Here is a 24,175-nt window from a genome sequence, read left to right on the forward strand (position 1 = left end):
ATGCAGATTATAAAAACAGTCAGTTCGATGCAGGATTATACATTAAAAATGAAAAGCAGTGGGAACGACATCGGTTTTGTTCCCACGATGGGTTATTTGCACGAAGGACATGAGTCTTTACTTCAGAAGGCGCGCGAGGAAAATGATATATTAATTGCAAGTATTTTTGTGAATCCGTTACAGTTCGGTCCTAATGAAGATTTCGAAAAGTATCCACGAAATGAACAACACGATATAGAAATTGCTGAGAAGAACGGTATTGATGTATTATTTATGCCTCCAGTAGAAGAGATGTACCCAAGAGAATTAGGTATAACGATTCAAGCGGTTGATCGTATTGACGTCTTATGTGGAAAATCACGTCCGGGTCACTTTGATGGTGTTGTCACCGTATTAACAAAATTATTTCATTTGACTTTGCCAGATAATGTGTATTTTGGAATTAAGGACGCACAACAAGTTGCCGTTGTAGATCGACTTATTAAAGATCACAATTTTCCGATTCAATTACATATGCTTGAGACAATAAGAGAAGAAGATGGTTTGGCTAAAAGTAGTCGTAATGTCTACTTAACAGAACAAGAACGAAATGAAGCACCATCTCTATCTAAAAGTTTGCAATTAGCGCAAGAAAAAATATTTGACGGTGAAAAAAATCCTGCTATTATAGTGAATGAAGTAAAAAATTATATTAATACGCACACAACTGGTAAGATAGATTATATTGAAATATTACGATTCCCATCGTTAAAGCCTATAACTGAAGTCGATCAGCAAGTAATCATTGCAGTTGCTGTACAATTTAGTCAAGCTAGGCTTATTGATAATATAATTTTAATGCCTGATGGCACAAGTTCACCCGTATTAGGCTAGGAGGAAATGTGATGTATCGCACCATGATGAAGGGCAAAATCCATCGCGCTCGTGTTACTGAAGCAAATTTAGATTATGTTGGTAGTATCACGATTGATCAGGACATACTAGAGAAAGTAGATATATTACCGCACGAAAAGGTGCAGATCGTTAATAATAATAATGGAGCAAGATTGGAAACATATGTAATACCAGGTGAAAGAGGAAGTAAAGTTATTTGTCTAAATGGTGCTGCGGCAAGACTTGTTCAAAAAAACGATATTGTAATAATCGTTTCGTATGCACTTGTATCTGATGAAGAGTTTTCAACTTATAAACCTAAAGTTGCCATTATGAACGAAAAGAATGAAGTAGTAGAGATGCTGGATCAAGAGACACCACTCACGTTACTTCAGTCTTAAACTCTTATCAACAGTATGTTTGGTAGGAGTTTTCTTTTTACATCCTACATACTGAAAGAAATATAAATAACTTCTTATAAGTTATCATGTGGGGATGAGGTAATGAATAAATATGTAATTATTGATTTGGAAACTACTGGACATACACCGACTAAAGGTGATCGTATTATTGAAGTGGGAATAATTGTTTGGTCAAATGGCGAAATAATTAAAGAATATTCTACTTTAGTAAATCCAGAAATTAAAATATCAACATTTATTACAAATTTGACAGGTATTACAAATGAAGATGTGTTAGGCCAACCTGTATTTGAGGATATAGCGGAACAGATTAGAATTCTTTTTGATGATGCATATTTCGTAGCGCATAACGTACCGTTTGATTTGGGTTTTTTAAATGATGAGTTTAGACGTATAGGGCTTGATCCGTTAATTCAACCAGTGATCGATACGGTGGAGCTGTCACGCATCTTATTACCACAAGCGCCAGGTTTTAAATTAGGCCAGTTGGCTACATTTTTAGAATTAAGCCATCTAGACCCACATCGGGCATTATCTGATGCACATGTGACATCCTATTTACTTGCACATTTATTAGATAAAATTAAAGCACTACCATATGAAACAATTGTTCAATTGCGGCAAATGGAACATAGAATAAAAAGTGACTTATTTGAACTCTTAAAAGAACGAGAAGATCAATTAGCTTTTCAAACAGATGAACCTGAAGGTATTGAAATCTTTCGTGGATTAGCATTAAAGAAACAAATAACAAAGACAAAGTCCATTACTAAATCAAGCCTTTCTTTTGGTGATATAATGGACCGTTTTTATCAAAAAGATGGTGACTTAGCGCAGGCGATGAGTCAATTTGAAATGAGAAACGGGCAGCGAGAAATGACCGAACTTATTTATGATGCATTTCAGTCAAAGCAACATGCTATTATTGAGGCTGAAACAGGTACGGGTAAATCATTAGCTTACTTAATCGTAGCTTTATTTCAGGCAGTACATGGAAATGAGCGAGTGGTCGTTAGTACGCATCTAACACAATTACAGACACAGCTGATTGAAAAAGAAATACCTTTACTTGAAAAAGTGCTATCTTTTCCATTTCAAACAACCATTTTAAAAGGAAAACAACATTATCTAAGTTTGGCTAAATTTGAACAGACACTTCGTTCAGTTGAGTTTGATAACTATGACATAACGTTAACAAAAGCAATTATTTTAATTTGGCTAACAGAAACAACTACCGGAGATATAGATGAAATTCAATTACCATCAAGCGGTCAACGTTTCTTTCGTAAAGTCTCCACAGAAGCGGAAGGTGGTTTGGATGTTAGCTCACCATGGTTCACGCGATCTTTTTATTATAGAGCTAAAACAAATGCCCAAAAATCAGACGTGATCATAACAAATCACGCATTACTATGTGCTAATATGACAAGCGAAATTCCTTTATTACCATCTTTCCAAAAGATAATTATAGATGAAGCGCATCATTTAGAAGCAACTGCCTCTAAACACTTTGGGTTGAGTTTAGACTACGTTTCTGTGCAACGAACATTACAAGCTATTGGAAGTATAGAGGATGGCGCATGGATTCAAAAATTGATCGAGTATGACAGTGACATTGCTCTTATTTGTGCAGAATATGAATGGAATAAATGGTGGCTAGAGGCGAAAGAAGAAACAGATACCTTATTCCGTTATTTATTTCAATATGTTAAAGAAAAGCAAGCAAATGACATAGCGATTAATGATATAGGACGCTATCAATATCGAATACCAGAAGGTACAGATCAAGGTTGGGATACAATAAATGAAATGGTAAACCGACTGTCATTCCAATTACGTGATTTAATTCATATTTTATCTCGGATATTACATTTAATGCGGGAAAATGACTTGGCTGTCGATTTAATGGAAGAAGTAAAGTGGCATATGGAACGCATCCAATCAATTATAGATGGATTAGAAAATTACTTTATCCAGCGTTTAAAAGAGGAAGAAGTAAAATGGATTGAGATAGATGCATTTGGTGCTCAAAATGCAGTATATTTATATCAAGAACCAATTGATATTGCCGACCTGTTACAAGAGAAACTCTTTCACGAAAAACAAAGTGTTATTATGACAAGTGCAACGCTAACAATGAAAAACTCATTTTCCGTTTTCAAGGAAAGAGTTGGTCTTTTAAAAGAAGATGTTTTAGAAAAGAAAATAGTGTCACCTTATGCTTACGAAGATCAAGTACAGCTATTAATACCAACGGATTTCCCATACGCAAAATACGGGAAAATGGATGATTTTATTGAAGCAACGTGTGAAGCGATTCTATCACTAGCTCATATTACTAAGGGTAGGATGCTCGTTTTGTTTACATCTTATGATATGTTGAAAAAGGCGTATATTTTATTACGTGAGATTCTTGATGAGGAAGAATATATGTTAATTGCTCAAGGTATTTCAAGTGGGAGTAGGTCTAGATTAAAAAAGAATTTTCAAACATTTGATCAAGCAATTTTGTTAGGTACGAACTCGTTTTGGGAGGGGATTGATATACCAGGAAGTGACTTGTCTTGTGTTGTGATCGTGCGATTACCATTTCAACCACCTAATCATCCGGTGTATCAAGCAAAAGCAAATTACTTGAAAAAATCAGGTAAAAATCCATTTGCTACACTAGCCTTACCTAATGCAATTATTCGTTTTAAACAAGGATTCGGCAGATTAATTCGTTCTAGTACTGATCGTGGTATTGTATTTGTTTGTGATGATCGATTGATGACAGCAACTTACGGTCATTATTTCATCAATTCGATACCTGAAATCCCCATTCATCATAAAACAACGAAAGAATTAATGGAAATTGCTCAAGATTGGTTATGATCTGTTAACATCTACGCATATTAAGCCTACAATATTGTAAAGTAGGTGATAAAATGCATCGATCTATCCGTGCTTTAACGCTTTTATTAGCGTTATTGTTGTTTCTATTAATGACTACAATTACTACCAATGCATCGACTTTATCGATTGGGGAAAATGAGTTATATGTTTCGTTTCTGAATATACCAGATGGTGAAGCAACTTTAATTCAAACATCAGAAGGTAAGAACTTTCTGATCAATACTGGTTCAAAAGATAGTAGAATAGAGCTTTGGGAACAATTAAAGGAACTACATGTAAATCAATTAGAGGGCTTAATCTTAACGAACCAAACGGATGAATACTGTGGTAATATGAAACAGATTCTCGAGAATTTTGACGTGAAACAGGTTTATTATGCAAATTCAGAAAAACAGTTATTTACTGCTAACTCCAATAAAACAATGTGGAACAAAGATGATGAAATTAAACTAGGAAATGCTTTTAATATCCATGTATTACAGACGAATACTTTTGGAGAAATGACTTTTACGATTGAGTATGGTGAGAATAGTATTTTGTATATGAGTGTAAATGATACAAATAGCGATGAAGGATTAGAATCTTACGATTTAAAGTCAGAAATAATTAAAATTGTTGATTATGGCCAAAGTAATTCGCCAAGTTCGAAATTGTTACATGAAATGGATCCACATATTAGTATTGTTTTTAATCAAAAGTCTGGTACACCTAACAGAGATCTAATGGAGAGATTGAATGAATCTTGGATCGATGTATACCAACTAAAACAAGTCGGAACAACAATTATCCGATTAAACCTAAGTGATTATGAAATAATTTCATAAAAAAAAACCTGTGTACAGTAAACGCTGTACACAGTAAATATGGTGGGTTGGGATAAATTTAGTTGAAAAATTATAATTGTCTATCAATTTTTGTCATAAAACCTGTTATAATATAAGACATATTACATATTTCTTTTCAACTATCATTAGTATGCAATTGAATTGGCTATCTATGTGTAGCAATTTTTTGTAAATAACACACTTTAATTAGTAGTTCATTTAAAATTCAAACATTTAGGAGATATTTATGAAGGATAAAATAGAAACACTATCAACAGTTAAATTAAAGCATTCAACAGACATATACAAAATAGTGGACAGTTTAAATCGTACACTGAAAGAAGATGATTTAATGTTTGGATTAGCTTTGGATGAGGATGATCATGAAACAGCAATCTTTACTATCTACCGTACCTAATTGGCTAAGTTGGATTCTAGTTGGGATTATACTGCTTATTATTGGAAGCATTGTTTTTAGTGTGATTTTGTATCAAAATGTTGAAGAGAATAAAGTGTCAGATTTTTTGACTTCTGAAGAGCGAGTGCTTGAAGAAACTGAAATAACTGAAATAGTTGCTACTTCTCGCTATCACGGTGAGATATATTATAACGTGATTGAAGGACAGACAGAAACAGATGTAAGCTTGCTTGCCTTTGTTGAAGTTTCAAATGAAGAAGCGGAAATAAAGACTTTTGAGTTGACTAATTTTATTGATGAAAATACGTTAGTATCACAATGGCGAAATTCCTGTAGTGGCTCATGTGAGCTATTACAATCACACTATGGAATTAGAGGTAACACACCATTGTTGGAATTAAGTTATTTTGATGCAGAAGACCGATTAAGTTATGCATACTACCGCTTAGAAGATGGTTCTTATGATAGTGGTGTATCGTTTTCAAATGATTATTAAAAAAGAAGGGTGATCAAATGGAATTAGCACATCGAGTAAAAGCATTGACGCCATCCTCAACATTAGCGATTACTGTTAAAGCAAAAGAGTTAAAAGATGCAGGACATGATGTTATAGGATTAGGTGCAGGTGAACCAGATTTTAATACACCATCATACATTTTAGATGCAGCTACAAACGCAATGAAAAGTGGATTTACGAAATACACACCTGCGGGTGGAATTGTAGAATTAAAAGATGCCATTATTGAGAAAATGAAGAGGGATCAACAGTTACACTATGATCGAGATCAAATAATAGTTACTACTGGTGCTAAACACGCGCTATACACTTTATTTCAGGTATTGTTAAATCCAGAAGATGAAGTGATTGTACCTTCACCGTATTGGGTAAGCTATCCGGAACAAATTAAATTAGCGCAAGGTAAGCCTATTTTTGTTGAAGCGGATGAGAATAGTCAATTTAAATTAACGCCTGAACAATTAAAGAATGTTATAACGGCAAAAACGAAAGCAGTAATTATCAATTCACCTAGTAATCCGACAGGTTCTATGTATACCAAAGCGGAGTTAACAGCGCTTGGAGAAATTTGCTTAGAAAATAATATTTTAATTGTATCAGATGAAATTTATGAAAAGCTAATTTATACGGATGAAGCACATGTATCAATAGCTGAGATTTCAGACGCATTAAAAGAACAAACGGTCATTATTAATGGTGTATCAAAATCCCACTCTATGACTGGTTGGCGAATTGGTTACGCAATTGGTAGCAAACAAATTATTAACGCAATGACTGGATTAGTATCACATTCTACATCAAATCCAACATCAATTGCACAATATGCCGCTCTTGCTGCATATTCTAAGGGTGATGAAGAAATAGAACAAATGCGTGTGGCATTCCAAGATAGATTAGAGAAAACCTATCAATGGCTTACTGCAATTCCTGGTATTACATGTGTTAAACCAAAGGGAGCATTTTATTTATTTCCAAATGTGAAAGAGGCAGTTAAAATGACTGGTTTTAAAACAGTTGACGAGTGGGTAGAAGCAATATTAGTAGAAGAAAAAGTGGCACTGGTTCCTGGAACTGGTTTTGGTGCACCTGATAACGTTAGACTTTCCTATGTGATTCCGTTAGAACAACTAGAAGAAGCAACGAAAAGAATAAAACGATTTATACTAAATCATCAAATGTAAGTATTGGGATTTTTGGAGGAATTAAGAATGAAAACAACAATAGATCAAGTAGCGAAACATGTAGGCGAAGAAGTGAAGATTGGCACTTGGTTAGCAAATAAACGATCAAGTGGTAAAATTGCATTTCTTCAACTTAGAGATGGAACAGGCTTTATGCAAGGTGTAGTAGTAAAAGCAGAGGTAGCTGAAGAAACATTTCAATTAGCAAAAAATATGACGCAAGAAACATCCATGTATGTTACTGGAATAATTGTGGAAGATACGCGTTCTGCGTTTGGTTATGAGCTACAAGTCAAAGAAATTGAGGTTATTCATGCTGCTGTTGATTTTCCAATAACACCAAAGGAACACGGTACTGAATTTCTAATGGATCATCGTCATTTATGGTTACGTTCTAAAAAGCAACATGCGATTATGAAAATTCGTAACGAGATTATTCGTTCAACATATCAATTTTTCAATGAAAATGGTTATATAAAAATTGATCCACCAATCTTAACTGGATCTGCTGCAGAAGGCACAACTGAATTATTTCATACACAATATTTTGATGAAGAGGCATATCTTTCACAAAGTGGACAATTGTATATGGAAGCTGCGGCAATGGCATTTGGTAAAGTATTTTCATTTGGACCAACATTCCGAGCGGAGAAATCTAAAACTAGAAGACATTTAATTGAGTTCTGGATGATTGAACCAGAAATGGCATTTATGAATCATAAAGAAAGTTTAGAAGTGCAAGAAAATTACGTTAGCTACTTGGCACAAGCAGTCTTGAATAACTGTCAGTTAGAATTAACTACATTAGAACGTGATGTATCTAAATTAGAAAAAATTAAAGCACCTTTTCCACGGATTACATATGATAAAGCAGTGGAGTTACTAAAAGAAAAAGGTTTTACGGATATAGAGTGGGGAGAAGATTTTGGTTCCCCGCATGAAACTGCAATTGCAGAAAGCTTTGATTTACCTGTGTTTATAACAGACTATCCAGCTGGTATTAAAGCCTTCTATATGAAGCCAGATCCAGATCGCCCTGAAGTTGTCCTCTGTGCTGATTTAATTGCGCCAGAAGGCTATGGTGAGATTATAGGTGGATCACAAAGAATTGACGACTTGGAATTAATGAAACAGCGCTATGATGAACATAACTTATCAGGTGATGCTTACAAATGGTATTTAGAATTACGTCAATATGGAAGTGTGCCACATGCTGGATTCGGTTTAGGTTTAGAAAGAACTGTAGCATGGTTCTCAGGCGTTGAACACGTAAGAGAGACAATACCTTTTCCACGTTTATTAAATCGATTATATCCATAATGCGTTATTTTAATATAGAACCCTTGACATATTTGATGTTGTCAGGGGTTTTATTATCAATTAACAAAAATGTTTAAACTATTTTGAGGTGACCTACATGAAAAATAAACATTCTTATCAAAATTTTTTAATGGATCAATTAACAATTCCAACTAAACTATTAGGCGAGTACCATACACTTGGATTAACGGAAAAAGATGTGATTGTTCTATTACAAATTCATCGTTTTAGTTTATCAGGTGTTTATTTTCCTACACCGGATGAAATAGCAGACTGTGTTACATTTGATCAACAAGAGTGTTCGATGATATTACGGAAATTACTACAAAAAAACATGGTAGCTATTGAACAAAATGAGGCGGACAAAGTTTTGATGGGTGAACAATATTCGCTTGAACCATTATGGGAGAAGTTATATCAAGAAGCCCCACCAAAAAAAGATGATATGGATAATGAGCTCGCAATGAATATCTTTCTTTTATTTGAACAAGAATTTGGACGAGCATTATCTCCGTTTGAAATCGAAACGATTAATATTTGGATTGATGAAGATGAACAAAAACCCGCACTTATTAAAGCCGCATTACGTGAAGCTGTATTAATGAGTAAACTTAATTTTAAATATATAGATCGCATCTTACGAGAATGGAAGAAGAAAGGTATTAGATCTGTCGAACAAGCAAGAGAACAAAGTAAATCCTTTCATAGTAATCAATCAAATCCAAATGTAGAAAGAGAAGAGCCAAAGCGAGATGTCTCCTTGTATTACAATTGGTTAGAAGATGAATAAGGAGAATGTATGATGCTTAATAAAAAGGATATTGCATACGTATTAGATTGCTTAAAGGATATGTATCCAAATGCAGAATGTGAACTTGTACATAAAAATCCATTTGAATTAGTAATAGCTGTTCTTTTATCAGCACAGTGTACGGATAACTTGGTGAATAAGGTAACAAAAAACTTGTTCCAAAAGTACCAAACTCCTGAAGATTTCTTAGCTGTAACCGTTGAAGAATTACAACACGATATTCGATCGATCGGTTTATATCGTAATAAAGCAAAAAACATTCAAAAACTTTGCCAATCTTTATTGGATAATTTTAATGGTGAAGTTCCAGAGAGTAAGGTAGATTTAGAAACGCTAGCTGGTGTTGGTCGTAAAACAGCAAATGTTGTCGCTTCGGTAGCATTTCATGAGCCTGCGATTGCCGTTGATACACATGTTGAACGCGTATCTAAACGCCTAGCATTATGTCGTTGGAAGGACTCTGTCTTGGAAGTAGAGAAAGCATTAATGCGAAAAGTACCAAAAGAGGAATGGAGTGATACACATCACCGAATGATCTTTTTTGGTCGTTACCATTGTAAAGCAAGAAACCCTAATTGTCCTGAATGTCCATTGTTGTCTATCTGTCGAGAAGGTAAGAAAAGAATGAAACAAAAGGAACGTGAGGAATATGCAAAATGAAGGAATAGCACTGATTGAAGAATGGAAAAATCAGTCGAACTATATTTCTAAGCTCTTTCATGAAAGAAAATATCAAGAAGCATCATTACCGATGCAACTGTTCACAAAAAACTTTATTCAATTGTTATTTATATTGAATAAAGAGGAGTGGGCTGTCGAAACAGAGGGCGTTTATAAACTAAAAGGTTTCACGTATAAACCTTTAAATATAGAAGAACGAATACAGTTTGTACAAACCCATTCACATCAATATCACAGTTATATTCATTTAAATGAATTGTATAAAGAAGCAGAGAAACTTTACGCTAAGGCGGAAATATTAGAGAAGTAAAAAAAACAGCATTTTATTTGCTGTTTTTTTTATTTTGTTATTCTTCAGTTTCATCTTCTTCTGGCGGAGTAGGTACAGGGTTATCTGGGTCTTTTGGTGTTTCTGGTGTTTCTTCTTCGTCTTTCGGCTTATCACTATCTGGATTTTCTTGATCATCATCATTTTCTTTAGGTTTTTCTGGTTCTGCGGGTTCCTCGGATTCTTCCGTTTCTTCAGGATCGGGTTCCACAGGCTCTTCTTCAACTTCTTCTTCAGGTTCTTCTTCTTCAATTTCTTCCGCAGGAACAGCAACTTCAACTGTTCTAGCTTCACTAACGTTACTTTCATCATCTTTACTGATTGCAATTACTTCAATGGTATAAGAAGTACCTCTTTCTATGTTACTTATTTCAAGTTCATTATTATCAGTAGTTGTACTGTTTGAACCAGTACTTACTTGGAATGTAACATCTTCATCCCCATTATAATCCCAGGATACGTCAATAAGATTCGCATCTTCATCATAACTTGCACTCAAACTTGAAACGGGATCAAGTTGTTCGAACTTTTCAGATGTAGCTTCTGGTTCATGTCCCTTTTTAAAAAGTTCAGTTACTATTTGTGATGAAGGGGTGTATGCACTTGCTAATTTTGCAGGGTTCGACCCTTTCTCAACCTTCACTTCAACAACAGAACTAGGTTTTTCAAAGTCTGGTGTTGAAACACCTGCTGATATCGTTGACATGACATGATTAAATAATTTCTGTGAAATTTTTGTATCCTGTACTGGTCTTGTATTACCTTCTGGATAACCAGACCATACAGATACAGTATAATTTGTGCTATAACCTGCAAACCAAATATCTGCATCGTTATCAGTTGTTCCTGTTTTACCAGCCATTGGAATGCTAGATACATTTGCAACTGTACCTGTACCACTTTGAACTACTGATTTCAACATATCTGTTATCATATAAGCAGTAGAGTCAGACATAGCAGCCACTGGTTCTGATTTTAGATCTTCTGAACTTCCATCATCATAAACAACTTTAGTAACAGCGTACGGTTCATTGTAAATACCTTCATTACCAAATGCGCTATAAGCTCCAGCCATTACTAGCGGAGTGACATCTGATTCAGCTCCTCCAATCGCTTCTGTAATACCTAAATTAGTTTCATCATAATTAAAACCTAAACCATTTGCGAAATCTGCTGCTTGTGATGTACCAACTTCATCTAACGTTTTAACAGCAGGAATATTTAATGACCATTGTAATGCGTAGCGAATGCTCATCCATCCTTGAAATTTGTTATTCCAGTTATTAATTGTGTCTCCAGCTTCATTTCCAATTTCATAAGGAGCATCATCATTTATTTGTTGATAAGTGGACCAATTTAAATTTTCAATTGCTGGGCCATAATCAAGTATAGGTTTAATTGCCGAACCAGCTTGTCTACCATCACCTTGATAAGCGTAATTCCAACCGTTGTTATTCTCTCGATTTCTTCCACCACCAATGGCTCGAATAGCACCAGTATTGGTAGCTGTTACTACGATACCAGATTGCAACTCTTCTTCAATAAAATCAATTGGATTCTCATCTGAATTAGATAAGACCAACTCAACTTCTTCTTGTGCAACAGGATCAAGTGTAGTGTAAACTTCTAAACCGTCTGTATAAATATCTGAACCTGTTTTTTCTTCTACCTCATCAGCCACTTTTTGTATGAAAGCTTGATACGGTGTTTCTTGTTCTACAGAAACATTTAAGACATCTTCCACATTAACAGCTTTTGCTTCTTCCGCTTCTTCTTCCGTAATCTTCCCATGTCTTACCATTAAATTTAATACCGTTTCCATCCGTTCTTGCGTTAAATCAGGATTAACTGTCGGATCATATGCAGAAGGGCGCTGTGGTAAACCAGCTAGTATAGCAGATTCTGCTAGTGTTAATTCAGATAAGTCCGTTTTGCTGAAATAGGTTTTTGCCGCCGTTGCAACACCATATGCGCCGGAACCATAATAAATTTTATTTAGATACATTTCTAGTATTTCTTCTTTAGAATATTCACGATCTAGTTGAATTGCTATCCATTGCTCTTGTACTTTTCTTTTTATCGTTTTATCAGTAGAAAGGAACGAATCCTTTACGACTTGTTGTGTAATTGTACTAGCGCCTTCTGAACCAAAACCATCTGTTACATTGGCTAAAACTGCCGCACCGATACGTCTTAAATCAATACCGGAATGCTCGAAGAAACGAACATCCTCTGTCGCTAATACCGCGTCAATTAATGTTTCAGGTAAATCTGTATAACTCGTTTTTGTTCGTTTCTCTGTACCTAGATCTGCATATAATTCTTCATCCATATCATAAATTTTTGAAGAGGCTGGGTCTGAAAGTAAGGCACCATCTAAGTCAGGTGCAGTAGCAATATAGAAAGTAAATAATCCACCAATTCCTATAACAGATGCTAAAAATACGATACCTATGATTAATATTACTTTTTTAAAGACTGATTTATTTTTCTTTTTTGATTTACTTTGTTGTTTTCTTCTTGCTGCTCGAGATTGGCTATCATTTGCCATAACTCATCTTCCTCCGTTCTAAAAGTAAAGCTGGTCAATAATTTTTAAATAATCTATTCTTGCTGGGAAACCAATCGGGATCTCAGTGCCAGCTTCTTTAATTTCTTGATAGGGAATAGACTTTTTTCCTCCATTAAATTGACGATTCCAATAATTAAAAAGTTTCACTGCTGGTAGAAAAAAAGTTTGATCATATACAGCGAATCTAATTAATAGAAAACAGATACCACCATGTTCAACAATTGTTTTCATATGATCGATTTGATGATCATGAATATTGCTAAGAGGAAACGATGTTTTACTTTTTGTTTCTTTTGCCTCAAAGTCAATGTAGTGTGATCGATAAATGCCATTATAATCTGTGGTGGAAGCCTGTTTAAAATAGCCTTCCTTGATTACTGCTGCACTTCTTTTTGGGTAATCCACTTTCACAATCTGAACAGGTGTCGGTTTCTTATGGATAACCGCTTGATTCGTGATACGATAGTAGTCATTCGTATCATTAATGTCATCTTCTAACGTCATTCCACGATTACTAAAGCTTGTCTTTTTTTTATTACTAGTGAGTTTAGACTGGGAGGAAGATTTCTTCCCATTCGGGTAATTCATGCTATTTATTCCTCCTGCTAAAAGTATCATACCAAATTAAATGTTCAAATACCCATTTTAAATAGTATAGATTATAAGCTTCTCCCTATTATAATTGTTTTTCTCCATTTTTACAAAAACAAGCTTAGCTTTTCATCCAATACGCTAAATGAAAAAATAAGCTGTTTTACACTAAAAATGTATGTTTTCTTCTAGTTTTGTCAGGTGTGCAGGACTATTGGAATTTATAGAGAATCTGTCAAACACCAATAACGATAGAGGAGTGGACGATTTGGAACAAGAAAAAGTGAATCAAATAAACGGTGTATCTAAACAAGTATATAATCAATCCTATACAAAACTAATGGAAACTATTCGCTTAATGGATCAACGTATTAGTTCAAAGGCAGATGATGTTGTGTTAACGATAACGTCAGCTCATCGGAAAGAAATTGAGAGTTTGCAGCAAGAAGTGACGCAGATCAATAAGATACTAGAAGATTTGCAAGAAACTAACGTACAAAGAGTTCATACTATACCCTTTAAGAGACAAAAAAGAAATAAAAATTGGTTTAAACTACTCCCATTTGTGCAAAAATCATGATAAAGTAAAGAGGATAGGTGATTGGAGCGATACAGATGAACTTAAAAGAAACAACAATTCAATTAAAAAGAGAGTTGGAATTGTTGAAGTCAAATTATCTAGAACAAGAGAAACCAGCACATAAACGTGATAAAGACTTTTTCCATTATGTAAAAGAAAAGACAAACCCTGTATTCCAACTGAATGAATCCTGGGAAACACTTGCAGCAGAACATGTAAAGGATAGAGACGTTCGTGTTCATCCACAGCAAGTTGCATCGACTAGAGAGAACATGGATCTTTTATTAATGCATAGTTATTATATTGACGTAAAAAGAAAAAGATATATGGAATTATATCAATCCGTACAATATGTATGTGATTTAATATTAGAGGATTTTTGATAAGTAATATTCTGTTCAATTTTCATAATAATCAGTGAGAGTAGGATTCGTATATGGACAAACTAGAATTAATTGAGCATGCAAAGGAAGCAAGGAAAAAAGCATATATCCCATATTCTAAATTTGCAGTTGGTGCAGCATTAGAAACAAAGTCAGGGAAAGTGTACTTAGGTTGTAATATTGAAAATGCTGCTTACCCTGTAAGTTTATGTGCAGAAAGAGTAGCGATATTTAAAGCCATATCAGAGGGTGAAACAGAATTTAAACAATTAGCAGTTGTTGCAGATACGGATCGACCAGTATCACCATGTGGCTCATGCCGACAAGTGATGAGTGAATTCTTTAACGAAGATGTGTCTGTACATATTACGAATTTGAAAAATGATGTAAAATCGGTAACAATTGATCAATTATTGCCTTACTCGTTTCAAGCAACTGACATGAAATAGGGAAATTTTCAAAAACTAGGACATTGACTCAGACGAATATCACAATCTTCACATAGGTTAATAGGGAATCAATCATTACTTTTTATTTTGAGAATGATTGTTAACTGTTAAACGATTGGAGAGGAGATAATTTTATGAGACATCACACACCTTATAATGGGAACCAAGCTTGTGGGCCAACTCAAACAATTGTTTGCCCTACTAAGTGCAATGAGGTAAATACTGCTAGTCAGAGCAATGTACAGTATATTCATCCATCACATACTGTAGTAAAGAATCATCACTTAGTGAAAAATACGCATGTTTATCCACATTCAACATCATGGCAGAATACTGTTAACAGTGTTAATGTGTATGGTGGTTCACCGCAAGTGCCTGCTCCACCTGTTCCGTCAGCACCAGTGAATCAACCGCCTAGACCAGGTTTTTGGAGATAATAGTAATAACTATGTACCATAAAAAAAGCTGGAGCTTCCAGCTTTTTTTATGAAAAAGGAAAGATGATGTATGATAAAAAGACTAACAATTACAGGTTATAAATCATTTGAAATAAATATATTTAAAATTGACGATCAAAAAGTCGTATTTATAAAAAAGGCTATCGAAAAACGGCTTATTTCTCTTATTGAGGAAGGATTAGAATGGGTGATTGTTTCTGGACAAATGGGTGTAGAACTATGGGCAGCTGAAGTTGTTATGGATTTACAGGATACATATGATGTAAAATTAGCTATTATCCCACCGTTTGATAACCAAGAATCACGTTGGCCAGAGCCATATAAAGAGGCTTATCAGCAAGCTATTATGCAAGCTGACTTTTTTGAGTTGCTTTACCAAAGTGATTATAAAGGACCACATCAGTTTAAAGCAAAAAACAAATGGCTTCTAGAAAAAAGTCAAGCAAGTCTTATATTAGTTGATGAAGAAAATCCAGGCAGTGTAAAATTCTTTTTAGAAGAAGCGAAAAAGAGAAATAACCAGACAGACTATGCAATATACTACATTACACCGTTTGATTTAGATGATATCGTGCAAGAATGGCTTGAAAATAATCCTGACTTACCAAACAGTGATTGACATTTGACGAAAAATTTGAAAAAATAAGAATAGAGCTTTGGAAAATACGAGGTGAATATAATGACAGAAGAAGTGAATCAATTGAAAACAAAAGACATTTTAGATAAAGATTTTAAAACGTCAATGCGTGGATATAATCAAGAAGAAGTTGATGAGTTTTTGGATGTGATCATTCAAGACTATGAGCGTTTTGCAAATGAGATCACTAAACTAAGACAAGAAAATGATCGTATTAAAAAACAAGCACCTGACCAAACTAGAACAAGACCATCAACTTCCAACCATCAAGTCAATTATGATATTTTAAAACGATTATCTAATTTAGAGAAATCTGTATTTGGTAAGAAATACGCTGATTCGTAATAATTGTGTAATTACCACTAATTACTACAACATTGGATCAAAAGATATGTTATACTTATTTAGTTGTCGTAATGAAACAGTGTGCGTACAATATTAAATTTTTAAATTTAGAATAACCATAAAAATGAATGTTTTGGTAATCGCTGCACATATTATATGTGTAGAGGAAAGTCCATGCTCACACAGACTGAGATGTTTGTAGTGTTCGTGCTTGATGAAGACATAAATCAAGGTAACCTATATGGTTAACGGCAGGATAAGCACCTACGTCTATTAATAGATATGGTGTGATGTCCTTTAAAGTGCCACAGTGACGTAATCAGTCTGGAAACAGTCTGGGTGGAACGGGTAAACCCCATGAGTGAGCAACCCAAATTTTGGTAGGGGCATCTTGGATTAGGGAATTCAACCGAAACAAGGACAAGCTTGATTAGCTTGTAGATAGATGATTACTACTTGTGTACGAGGCTGACCACCGTTTGTAGTGCAAATAGTACAGAACATGGCTTATAAAACATTCATTGGTCTATCAAATAAGATGTATTGCCCTTCCTAACCTAATTGTTAATTGGTGTTTGGAAGGGTTTTTATTTTGTATAGGAAGGGATTAAAGATAATGACAGAAACAGTTAAATTAATAGCAACAGCTGCAATGGGACTTGAGTCAGTCGTAGCAAATGAAGTAAAAGCATTAGGATATACAGAGGTTCAAGTTGAAAATGGTAAAGTGATATTTGAAGCAGATATAAATGCGATCCCACGTTGTAACTTATGGTTACGTACAGCAGATCGATTAAAGGTTGTTATCGGACAGTTCTATGCTACAACATTCGATGATCTCTTTGAAGCAACAAAAGCATTAGATTGGGATCATTACATACCCGAAAACGGTAAATTTCCTGTAATCGGAAAGTCGCATAAGTCAACGTTGTTTAGTGTTTCTGATTGCCAAGCAATTGTAAAAAAAGCAATCGTTGAAAAGTTGAAGAAGAAATATGGCATAGCTGACCGTATTCCAGAAACAGATGCATTATACCGTGTTGAAGTTGCGATTTTAAAAGACCTCGTTACCTTAACAATTGATGCTACTGGTGTTGGTTTACACAAACGTGGTTACCGTACAGGCCAAGGCGAAGCACCTTTAAAAGAAACGTTAGCAGCGGCACTTGTACAATTAACAAATTGGAAACCAGATTATCCATTAGTTGATTTATTTTGTGGTTCCGGTACGATCCTAATTGAAGCCGCTCTAATAGGACAAAATATTGCACCTGGTTTTAATCGTTCATTTGCCTCAGAAGAATGGCCACTTATTCAACGAAAACTATGGGATAAAGCTTTTGAAGAAGCAGAAGATTTAGCTAATTATGACCAAGTGTTAGATATTACGGGAACTGATATTGACCACAAAATGATCCAAATTGCACAAGATAATGCAACTGAAGCAGGACTAGCAGATTTAATTGATTGGAAACAGATGCAAGCAAAAGATTTTAATCCTAAACGACCGAATGGCTACTTGATATCAAATCCACCATACGGTGAGCGTATTGGTGATCAAGAAGAGGTTAGAGAGTCCTATCAACAAGTTGGAGAAGTGATGCGCTCAAATCCTTCTTGGAGTTCCTATGTTTTAACGTCTGATGAAAAGTTTGAAGCTATGTATGGTAAAAAGGCAACAAAAAAACGCAAATTATTTAATGGCTTTATTAAAGTGGATTACTATCAATACTTTGGTAAAAGAATCTAATAAGGAGTGGTCAGATGCAAACAGTAGATACTTTAGAAAAGGAATTTAAAGAACTGTTAAAAGATCAAGATGCGTACCGAGAGGCACTAGCCTTAGTGCAGTGGGATTTGAGGACTAAGATTCCTGAAAAGGGAGCAGAACAACGATCAGAAGTGATTGGTTTCTTGTCACAGAAAATGCATCAACTAGCAACATCTGATAAAATGAAGCATTTAATCGATCAATTAAAGGATAAAACAACCAATAACGTGTTACAAAAGTCATTAGAAGAATGTGAACTCGAATATAAACGTAGTATAAAAATCCCTGATGCTGAATATAAAGCATTTGTCACACTTCGTTCTAAATCAGAATCTGTTTGGCAAAAGGCGAGAGAAGATAATAACTTCAGTTTACTTCAACCATATTTAGAGGAACTTGTATCTTACAATAAAAGGTTTGCCACGTATTGGGGCTACCAAGATAACAAATATGATGGCTTATTACATTTATACGAACCAGGAATGACAACAGAGATTCTTGATACCGTATTTGAGCAGGTTAGAACTGGTTTAACTAAGCTTGTTAAGCAAATTAGTGAGACAAAAATACAACCAGATGAGAATTTGTTAACACACCACTTTCCAAAAAAAGATCAAGAAAATTTCAGCTTAGATATATTAAAAAAAATGGGATATGACTTTGACGCTGGAAGATTAGATGAAACAATTCATCCATTTGCAATTGGCATAAACCCAAATGATGTCCGTGTAACAACACGTTATGATGAAAACGACTTTCGGATGGCTGTTTTTGGAACCATACACGAGGGTGGTCACGCCTTATATGAACAGAACATCTCTAAGGGCCTTGCGCAAACACCGATGGCAAGTGGTACTTCTATGGGCATACATGAGTCACAGTCGCTATTTTGGGAAAACTTCATTGGAAGAAGTGAGGCGTTTTGGAAAGAACATTTTGACTTATTTCATAGTTATGCACCAGCAGCATTTCATACACTTGATTTTTCTGATTTTTATACAGCAATTAACGCGGTAAAACCTTCTTATATCCGAATCGAGGCAGATGAATTAACATACTGTTTACATATTATGATTCGCTATGAATTAGAGAAATCCCTAATTAATGGTGATTTGGCTGTAAAAGACTTACCTGAAGCTTGGAATCAGAAAATGGAAGATTATTTAGGGATTAGACCCACATCTGACAGAGAAGGTGTTTTACAAGATATCCATTGGGCTGCTGGTGATTTTGGCTATTTCCCATCTTACGCATTAGGTTATATGTACGCGGCACAATTTAACAATCAATTATCGAAGGAAATGAATATAGAACAAATAATAAGTTCAGGAGACTTCTCTCCGATAAAAAATTGGCTTACGCGTCATATACATCAACATGGTAAAATGAAAAAACCTCTAGAAATTATCAAAGAAGTCACCAACGAACCGTTAAACGCTACCTATTTATTAGACTATTTAACGGAGAAATATACAAAAATATATGATTTATAAAGAAAACCATCACTATTTAGCCATAGTGATGGTCTTCTTTTGGATTAAAATGTTTAATTAGCATTAGATATTATGAAAATTAGCTTAATGCTGAAGCCATATCAGGAGCAATTAAATCATTTGCTTCATAAAGAGATGTGATTTTTACTTGAAATTCATCCCAAGCAGCTTGTGCAGTTGTTAAATCTACTTCATCAGCATCTAAACTAGTTTGAGCTTCTTGGTAATACGTTTGTAAAGTTGAAATCGCTTCTTCATATTCTGCTTTTTGTTCTTCTGGTAATTCTGTGTCCAACGTATAACCTTCAAGTGTGCTAGCAGCCTCTTCTGCAGCAGTTTTAGCTTCATCTAATGCAGCTTGAACTGTTGCTTCATCTGCTTCCTCATCAACGATAGCTGCTTGGTAAGCGTTAATCTTTTGTTGATAGGGTGCTACATCACTTGTTAATTCTGATTGAGCATCTAATAACCCAATCTGGACAGATTGATCATCTGTTGTTTGTTCTTCTGGTGTTTCTGTTTCAGCTGTTGCATCTTCGTTTTCATCTGCTGAACAACCAGTAACGACTAATACGGTTACTAAACTAAATACGAATAAAAGTTTCTTCACGAATTACCCTCCTAATATATGTATGTAATTAAAGCTAAGTAATCATTTTAGTACGAGTGTTATTAAATGTAAATAGATATTAGATAAGTCTTACTATTAAGAAAATTCTGGCAAATAATTGATTGTATGATTTTTGCGTTAAACTATAAAAGAAATTAATCTAGTATTCAACAAAAATCTATATTATAATTGCTATAGTTATAGTAACTATTTAGCAGTAAGATTATGATTCCATTTAAATGTTATAGGTAGTTTTTTGAAAGAGGGGATCGAATGAGGAATAACGTAACGTTAGGAGATTATATTGAAATACTATGGGAAAAAGGTTTTAAATTAACAGATGAAGAAGTCCAATTTATATACTTTGGCAAACAGTATACAAATGCAAATGATTGGTTAATCATTATGGCAATAAAAACGACACTTCAAATTCAGCGTCAATTTGACGGAAGTTTCTATATTAGTTTGTTGGAGTTGTTGCAAGAGAAAAAGGTGACTACCGAAAAACAGGCGAAAAAGGAATTTCAGAAGAAAGGGATTATGTAGTTGAGTTTTTCCACTGTAGAATCGCTTCTCGTGCGAGACGATCTGCATTTTTATTTTGTATGCTTGGTATCCATTTAATAAAACAGTGGGGAAATGTCTTGATCTGGGATAGTATTTCCTGTAATAGGGGTTGATAGTTTTTGTTTTTAGTATGTTCTCTTTCAATCATATCCACTACTAATTTTGAGTCAGACCGTATAGACAAAATTTGATCAGGGAAATTTTCTTTGCATAGCTGTAGTGCTTTGATCACAGCATGTATTTCGGCTTCGTGATTGGATAGTATCCCTACATAAAAATGATGGGATAGATATTGCTGTTTATTTTTAATTACTATTCCAACACCACTTGGTCCTGGATTCCCACTAGAAGCTCCGTCTACATATACTTCTAACATACTACACACCCCCTATCTAAAAATACGATGGCCTCCAGAACACCGCCAAATAGTTACAATTATTTTTTGAAAAACAGCTACCGCTTGTATGCCTCGTTTTCACTTGTTGTCTTATAAATTTGCAACATACCCCAACGAATGTTTAAAAGTCCTAATTATAAGTAATAGAAAAAGAGCTCTTAGAAAGTCGAATCCTTTTTATATTCACTTTTAAAGAAGCTACCTTACATAGATGAATCTAACGCTCTTCTATTCGTGATTTCAATATAGCGTATTCGATTTAAGCAGTCAAGGAATTGGAAGCGAAATAGGATGATAAGTGGTAAAATAAATACAGTTCGTTTCACTATAAAATGGAGGAGTGTCTATTGACATTACTAATTGGTCTAACAGGCTGGGGAGATCATGATACCTTGTATACGGATCCAGACAAAAAGAAGAATAAATTAGCTACGTATAGTTCACATTTTCCTGTTGTGGAGATTGATAGTTCTTTTTATGCTATTCAGTCACAAGAAAATTATTATAAATGGATTTCTGAGACACCAGATAATTTTCATTTTGTTATCAAGGCACATCAATCAATGACTGGGCATGATCGAATAAAGCGCAGTATTCAGGAAGCAAAGCAATTATTTCAGTCATTTCTAGAGTCGATTCAACCAGTTATTGAGGCAAATAAACTACATACTATTTTGTTTCAATTTCCACCTTGGTTTGATGTACGTGCAACCAATATTCAAAAGTTGCGAAAAATAAAACAACTACTTCCAAGTATGCCAATAGCAATAGAATTCCGGAATCAAACATGGTTTGAATCTGAGCACCGACAGGCTACTCTGAATTTGATTAAAAAGAATGGATGGACACATACAATCTGTGATGAACCACAAGCGGGTGAAGGATCTGTTCCGACCGTATTAGAAATAACAAATCCCTCTACTGTACTTGTTCGCATGCATGGTAGAAACATACATGGTTGGAATCGTAATGGTCGTGACGGAGAAGATTGGCGAAACGTACGTTACTTATATCAATATAATAAAAAAGAATTAACAGAATGGGCGGAATATGTAAGACAACTAGAGGAAAAAGCAGAAACCGTCACAATATTATTTAATAATAATTCAGGTGGAGATGCTAGTGATAACGCAAAAGAGTTCATACAATTATTAGATATTTCATATAAAAATTTAAATCCGAGGCAATTAGATTTATTTGAAGATGACTAAGGGGAGATAATGATGGATAAGAATGTTGTTTTAGCGGAAATAGAGACTTATATATATAATCTGTTTCATTTGGATGCCACCGGACATGATTATTATCATATGAAACGTGTGGCCAAGATGGCGAAGTATTTAGCTGAACAAGAAAATGGAGATCCATTTCTTTGCGAAGTGTCTGGCTGGGTTCACGATGTTGGAGATGATAAACTAACGGATGATCCTGAACAAGCAATAGTAGAATTGAAACATTTTTTGACGTCTATTTCTCTATCAGATATCCTGGTTGATTCGATTATGGAAACAATAACTACCGTGTCATTTCGAAAAGGACAGGACCCAAAAACGTTAGCAGGAAAAATTGTCCAAGATGCAGATCGGTTAGATGCAATTGGAGCAATCGGGATTGCACGAACATTTGCCTATGGCGGGAATAAAAATCGTTCCATACATTCGGAAGAAGCCCACCAAAAACAGCATGCAACCATACAACATTTTGACGATAAACTTTTATTAATAAAGGATAAAATAAAAACGGATGCAGCAAAAGAAATAGCAGTGAAACGACATGCTTATATGGAACAATTTCTTTCTACCTTTTATAACGAGTGGAACAGCAATTTATGATAATAATAAAGAGGCAAGCGGGGATCAATTAGCTTTCCGCTTGCTTCACCATTATTACTGATTAGTTTTCGACTACCATTCGTTTTGTTCCGATATACCTTTCTTGCCAGTAACTTATTCCTAAATCGCTAACTTCGACACCATTTGATTCACCAGCATGTATAAATTGATTATTGCCAACGTATATTCCCATGTGTGAAGGACCTGATTTATAGGTTTCAAAAAAGACAAAATCACCAATTGAACGTTTGTCTACTTGCACTGACATATTCCATATTTCAGATACAGTTCGTGGAATAGAAATACCTAATTGTTGAAAAACATATTGGATATAGCCACTACAATCAAATCCGCTTGGTGAGGTGCCACCCCATAAATAAGTTGTTCCTGTGTACTGTTTCGCAGTTGTGATTAACTGGTTGGTATCAAGTGACTGGTTTGTTTTAGGAACGACCACACTTTCGTTTGGGGTAGAATCTGCTTCTTTTACGTTGTTGTCATGTTCAGCAGGGTTAACTTCAACTGTAAGTTCAATTTCAGCTGCTTTTGCTACTGTTTCTTCTTGTTGTAGCGTCTTTATTGTTTCTTGATTTATCTCTTGTCTTACTTCTAATCCATTGTCTTGTTGGAAATACCTAAGTGCTTGATTCGTCTTTGGTCCGAATATGCCATCTAAGGAATCTTTATAATAGCCAAAATAGTATAATGCCTGTTGCATGCTCTTTATTGCTTCACCTGTTTCACCTAAATAATATGTTTGATCAATATCTTTTAAAGGTGCTAAGTATTTTTCGCGTTCCCTACTCAAAATTATATTAATTGTTTGTTGATCGGCTTTACCTGTTATACTTAGGTCATGTTCAATCTGCATTTTTTTAAGTGCATATTCGGTAAATATACCAAATTCACCATCAATTTCCTTGTTATAATACGATAAGTAATTTAACTTTTTTTGCAGAACACGAACCGCTTGATTGTGTTCACCATAAGCAACTTCTTCGTCATCATTTTGAAAGATTTCATTTTGAATCATTGGGTATGCGTCTACGTAAAAGGCGAAAGGTTGACTTATCATATAGCCATAAGCCATGGAGTGTTTTGCGACTTGTTGGATGTTACTAGTCGAAAGCATGTAAAACGCCTCCTTTCAAATTATCTGTACGTAGTAAATTATGATGCAATAGCCCAATACATGTACTATAGTTCAAAACGAAATGTTT

27 protein-coding genes and 1 other RNA gene are annotated in these 24,175 nt (G+C 34.7%); 23 read left to right on the forward strand and 5 right to left on the reverse strand.

Annotation, left to right across the window (positions count from 1 at the left end; translation table 11 throughout):
• From panC to D2K60_RS07430, 11 genes are all read left to right on the forward strand, one after another.
• Entirely contained in the window at positions 1-873 is an 873-nt protein-coding gene (gene panC / locus D2K60_RS07380) for a pantoate--beta-alanine ligase (RefSeq protein ID WP_117169377.1), read from the forward strand.
• 11 nt (positions 874-884) lie between these two features.
• Positions 885-1,274 (forward strand): aspartate 1-decarboxylase, encoded by a 390-nt coding sequence (gene panD / locus D2K60_RS07385; protein WP_117169378.1) that lies wholly within the window; start codon positions 885-887, stop codon positions 1,272-1,274.
• A 102-nt stretch (positions 1,275-1,376) separates the two neighbouring features.
• The gene (dinG, locus tag D2K60_RS07390; RefSeq protein ID WP_117169379.1) at positions 1,377-4,169 is read left to right on the forward strand and encodes an ATP-dependent DNA helicase DinG; all 2,793 of its coding nucleotides are present in this window, start codon (positions 1,377-1,379) and stop codon (positions 4,167-4,169) included.
• 53 nt (positions 4,170-4,222) lie between these two features.
• Entirely contained in the window at positions 4,223-5,014 is a 792-nt protein-coding gene (locus D2K60_RS07395; protein WP_117169380.1) for a ComEC/Rec2 family competence protein, read from the forward strand.
• Between the two features lie 247 nt (positions 5,015-5,261).
• The gene (locus D2K60_RS07400; RefSeq protein ID WP_117169381.1) at positions 5,262-5,432 is read left to right on the forward strand and encodes a YpmA family protein; all 171 of its coding nucleotides are present in this window, start codon (positions 5,262-5,264) and stop codon (positions 5,430-5,432) included.
• The gene (locus D2K60_RS07405; RefSeq protein WP_117169382.1) at positions 5,398-5,928 is read left to right on the forward strand and encodes a hypothetical protein; all 531 of its coding nucleotides are present in this window, start codon (positions 5,398-5,400) and stop codon (positions 5,926-5,928) included. Before D2K60_RS07400 ends, D2K60_RS07405 begins: the two co-directional genes overlap by 35 nt.
• 17 nt (positions 5,929-5,945) lie before the next feature.
• Entirely contained in the window at positions 5,946-7,130 is a 1,185-nt protein-coding gene (locus tag D2K60_RS07410; RefSeq protein WP_117169383.1) for a pyridoxal phosphate-dependent aminotransferase, read from the forward strand.
• 27 nt (positions 7,131-7,157) lie between these two features.
• Positions 7,158-8,450 (forward strand): asparagine--tRNA ligase, encoded by a 1,293-nt coding sequence (asnS, locus tag D2K60_RS07415; RefSeq protein WP_117169384.1) that lies wholly within the window; start codon positions 7,158-7,160, stop codon positions 8,448-8,450.
• A 97-nt stretch (positions 8,451-8,547) separates the two neighbouring features.
• Positions 8,548-9,240 carry a DnaD domain-containing protein gene (locus D2K60_RS07420; RefSeq protein ID WP_117169385.1) on the forward strand — a complete coding sequence of 231 codons (693 nt, stop codon included), beginning with the start codon at positions 8,548-8,550 and terminating at the stop codon, positions 9,238-9,240.
• Between the two features lie 12 nt (positions 9,241-9,252).
• Complete coding sequence (gene nth, locus D2K60_RS07425) at positions 9,253-9,921, forward strand: endonuclease III (protein WP_117169386.1); 669 nt, start codon at positions 9,253-9,255, stop codon at positions 9,919-9,921.
• The gene (locus D2K60_RS07430; RefSeq protein WP_117169387.1) at positions 9,911-10,252 is read left to right on the forward strand and encodes a YpoC family protein; all 342 of its coding nucleotides are present in this window, start codon (positions 9,911-9,913) and stop codon (positions 10,250-10,252) included. The genes nth and D2K60_RS07430 overlap by 11 nt, the downstream gene beginning before the upstream one ends.
• A gap of 37 nt (positions 10,253-10,289) precedes the next feature.
• Here D2K60_RS07430 and D2K60_RS07435 read toward each other — a convergent pair whose 3' ends face one another.
• Together D2K60_RS07435 and recU are read right to left on the reverse strand one after the other, a co-directional pair.
• Positions 10,290-12,821 carry a transglycosylase domain-containing protein gene (locus D2K60_RS07435; RefSeq protein ID WP_117169388.1) on the reverse strand — a complete coding sequence of 844 codons (2,532 nt, stop codon included), beginning with the start codon at positions 12,819-12,821 and terminating at the stop codon, positions 10,290-10,292.
• 18 nt (positions 12,822-12,839) lie between these two features.
• Entirely contained in the window at positions 12,840-13,430 is a 591-nt protein-coding gene (gene recU, locus D2K60_RS07440) for a Holliday junction resolvase RecU (protein WP_117169389.1), read from the reverse strand.
• 271 nt (positions 13,431-13,701) lie between these two features.
• Here recU and D2K60_RS07445 point away from each other — a divergent pair, with 271 nt between their 5' ends.
• The 9 genes from D2K60_RS07445 to D2K60_RS07485 all read left to right on the forward strand — a co-directional run bounded on the left by D2K60_RS07445 (position 13,702) and on the right by D2K60_RS07485 (position 19,549).
• Entirely contained in the window at positions 13,702-14,013 is a 312-nt protein-coding gene (locus D2K60_RS07445) for a hypothetical protein (RefSeq protein ID WP_117169390.1), read from the forward strand.
• A gap of 35 nt (positions 14,014-14,048) precedes the next feature.
• Positions 14,049-14,396: a DUF1798 family protein gene (locus D2K60_RS07450; protein WP_117170355.1), complete on the forward strand. Its 348-nt coding sequence runs from the start codon at positions 14,049-14,051 to the stop codon at positions 14,394-14,396.
• A gap of 53 nt (positions 14,397-14,449) precedes the next feature.
• Positions 14,450-14,845, forward strand: coding sequence for a cytidine deaminase (locus D2K60_RS07455; protein WP_117169391.1), 396 nt, complete (start codon positions 14,450-14,452; stop codon positions 14,843-14,845).
• Between the two features lie 134 nt (positions 14,846-14,979).
• Positions 14,980-15,282, forward strand: a complete 303-nt coding sequence (locus tag D2K60_RS07460) for a CotD family spore coat protein (protein WP_117169392.1) — start codon at positions 14,980-14,982, stop codon at positions 15,280-15,282.
• A 70-nt stretch (positions 15,283-15,352) separates the two neighbouring features.
• Positions 15,353-15,922: an SLOG family protein gene (locus D2K60_RS07465; protein ID WP_338048359.1), complete on the forward strand. Its 570-nt coding sequence runs from the start codon at positions 15,353-15,355 to the stop codon at positions 15,920-15,922.
• A gap of 60 nt (positions 15,923-15,982) precedes the next feature.
• Positions 15,983-16,285 carry a cell division regulator GpsB gene (gpsB, locus tag D2K60_RS07470; RefSeq protein WP_117169393.1) on the forward strand — a complete coding sequence of 101 codons (303 nt, stop codon included), beginning with the start codon at positions 15,983-15,985 and terminating at the stop codon, positions 16,283-16,285.
• Between the two features lie 128 nt (positions 16,286-16,413).
• An RNA gene (rnpB, locus tag D2K60_RS07475) (RNase P RNA component class B) lies at positions 16,414-16,800 on the forward strand.
• Between the two features lie 101 nt (positions 16,801-16,901).
• The gene (locus D2K60_RS07480; protein WP_117169394.1) at positions 16,902-18,035 is read left to right on the forward strand and encodes a THUMP domain-containing class I SAM-dependent RNA methyltransferase; all 1,134 of its coding nucleotides are present in this window, start codon (positions 16,902-16,904) and stop codon (positions 18,033-18,035) included.
• Positions 18,036-18,049: 14 nt separating this feature from the next.
• Positions 18,050-19,549 carry a carboxypeptidase M32 gene (locus D2K60_RS07485; RefSeq protein ID WP_117169395.1) on the forward strand — a complete coding sequence of 500 codons (1,500 nt, stop codon included), beginning with the start codon at positions 18,050-18,052 and terminating at the stop codon, positions 19,547-19,549.
• Between the two features lie 79 nt (positions 19,550-19,628).
• Here the strand turns inward: D2K60_RS07485 and D2K60_RS07490 are convergent, their stop codons facing one another.
• Positions 19,629-20,159 (reverse strand): hypothetical protein, encoded by a 531-nt coding sequence (locus D2K60_RS07490; protein ID WP_117169396.1) that lies wholly within the window; start codon positions 20,157-20,159, stop codon positions 19,629-19,631.
• A gap of 273 nt (positions 20,160-20,432) precedes the next feature.
• Here D2K60_RS07490 and D2K60_RS07495 point away from each other — a divergent pair, with 273 nt between their 5' ends.
• Positions 20,433-20,705, forward strand: coding sequence for a DUF6123 family protein (locus D2K60_RS07495; RefSeq protein ID WP_117169397.1), 273 nt, complete (start codon positions 20,433-20,435; stop codon positions 20,703-20,705).
• Here the strand turns inward: D2K60_RS07495 and D2K60_RS07500 are convergent.
• Positions 20,698-21,102 (reverse strand): RNase H family protein, encoded by a 405-nt coding sequence (locus tag D2K60_RS07500; RefSeq protein ID WP_117169398.1) that lies wholly within the window; start codon positions 21,100-21,102, stop codon positions 20,698-20,700. The two genes, D2K60_RS07495 and D2K60_RS07500, sit on opposite strands and share 8 nt — an antisense overlap.
• A gap of 368 nt (positions 21,103-21,470) precedes the next feature.
• Between D2K60_RS07500 and D2K60_RS07505 the strand changes: the two genes are divergently transcribed.
• Complete coding sequence (locus D2K60_RS07505; RefSeq protein WP_240335274.1) at positions 21,471-22,334, forward strand: DUF72 domain-containing protein; 864 nt, start codon at positions 21,471-21,473, stop codon at positions 22,332-22,334.
• Between the two features lie 12 nt (positions 22,335-22,346).
• A complete protein-coding gene (locus tag D2K60_RS07510) occupies positions 22,347-22,955 on the forward strand; it encodes an HD domain-containing protein (protein WP_117169400.1) in 609 nt (202 codons plus the stop codon).
• A 61-nt stretch (positions 22,956-23,016) separates the two neighbouring features.
• Here the strand turns inward: D2K60_RS07510 and D2K60_RS07515 are convergent, their stop codons facing one another.
• Positions 23,017-24,087 (reverse strand): C40 family peptidase, encoded by a 1,071-nt coding sequence (locus tag D2K60_RS07515; protein ID WP_117169401.1) that lies wholly within the window; start codon positions 24,085-24,087, stop codon positions 23,017-23,019.
• Between the last annotated feature and the right edge of the window lie 88 nt (positions 24,088-24,175).

The sequence above is a fragment of the Paraliobacillus sediminis genome, assembly GCF_003426055.1.

Bases quoted from the DNA above. Each gene is read 5' to 3' on its own strand.
- asnS (WP_117169384.1), top strand. From the start codon at position 7,158: ATGAAAACAACAATAGATCAAGTAGCGAAACATGTAGGCGAAGAAGTG.
- D2K60_RS07405 (WP_117169382.1), top strand. From the start codon at position 5,398: ATGAAACAGCAATCTTTACTATCTACCGTACCTAATTGGCTAAGTTGG.
- D2K60_RS07465 (WP_338048359.1), top strand. From the start codon at position 15,353: ATGATAAAAAGACTAACAATTACAGGTTATAAATCATTTGAAATAAAT.
- dinG (WP_117169379.1), top strand. From the start codon at position 1,377: ATGAATAAATATGTAATTATTGATTTGGAAACTACTGGACATACACCG.
- D2K60_RS07410 (WP_117169383.1), top strand. From the start codon at position 5,946: ATGGAATTAGCACATCGAGTAAAAGCATTGACGCCATCCTCAACATTA.
- D2K60_RS07480 (WP_117169394.1), top strand. From the start codon at position 16,902: ATGACAGAAACAGTTAAATTAATAGCAACAGCTGCAATGGGACTTGAG.
- D2K60_RS07510 (WP_117169400.1), top strand. From the start codon at position 22,347: ATGGATAAGAATGTTGTTTTAGCGGAAATAGAGACTTATATATATAAT.
- panC (WP_117169377.1), top strand. From the start codon at position 1: ATGCAGATTATAAAAACAGTCAGTTCGATGCAGGATTATACATTAAAA.
- D2K60_RS07495 (WP_117169397.1), top strand. From the start codon at position 20,433: ATGAGGAATAACGTAACGTTAGGAGATTATATTGAAATACTATGGGAA.
- D2K60_RS07420 (WP_117169385.1), top strand. From the start codon at position 8,548: ATGAAAAATAAACATTCTTATCAAAATTTTTTAATGGATCAATTAACA.
- D2K60_RS07485 (WP_117169395.1), top strand. From the start codon at position 18,050: ATGCAAACAGTAGATACTTTAGAAAAGGAATTTAAAGAACTGTTAAAA.
- nth (WP_117169386.1), top strand. From the start codon at position 9,253: ATGCTTAATAAAAAGGATATTGCATACGTATTAGATTGCTTAAAGGAT.
- D2K60_RS07460 (WP_117169392.1), top strand. From the start codon at position 14,980: ATGAGACATCACACACCTTATAATGGGAACCAAGCTTGTGGGCCAACT.
- D2K60_RS07435 (WP_117169388.1), bottom strand. From the start codon at position 12,821: ATGGCAAATGATAGCCAATCTCGAGCAGCAAGAAGAAAACAACAAAGT.
- D2K60_RS07455 (WP_117169391.1), top strand. From the start codon at position 14,450: ATGGACAAACTAGAATTAATTGAGCATGCAAAGGAAGCAAGGAAAAAA.
- D2K60_RS07395 (WP_117169380.1), top strand. From the start codon at position 4,223: ATGCATCGATCTATCCGTGCTTTAACGCTTTTATTAGCGTTATTGTTG.
- D2K60_RS07500 (WP_117169398.1), bottom strand. From the start codon at position 21,102: ATGTTAGAAGTATATGTAGACGGAGCTTCTAGTGGGAATCCAGGACCA.
- gpsB (WP_117169393.1), top strand. From the start codon at position 15,983: ATGACAGAAGAAGTGAATCAATTGAAAACAAAAGACATTTTAGATAAA.
- D2K60_RS07515 (WP_117169401.1), bottom strand. From the start codon at position 24,087: ATGCTTTCGACTAGTAACATCCAACAAGTCGCAAAACACTCCATGGCT.
- D2K60_RS07430 (WP_117169387.1), top strand. From the start codon at position 9,911: ATGCAAAATGAAGGAATAGCACTGATTGAAGAATGGAAAAATCAGTCG.
- D2K60_RS07400 (WP_117169381.1), top strand. From the start codon at position 5,262: ATGAAGGATAAAATAGAAACACTATCAACAGTTAAATTAAAGCATTCA.
- panD (WP_117169378.1), top strand. From the start codon at position 885: ATGTATCGCACCATGATGAAGGGCAAAATCCATCGCGCTCGTGTTACT.
- D2K60_RS07450 (WP_117170355.1), top strand. From the start codon at position 14,049: ATGAACTTAAAAGAAACAACAATTCAATTAAAAAGAGAGTTGGAATTG.
- recU (WP_117169389.1), bottom strand. From the start codon at position 13,430: ATGAATTACCCGAATGGGAAGAAATCTTCCTCCCAGTCTAAACTCACT.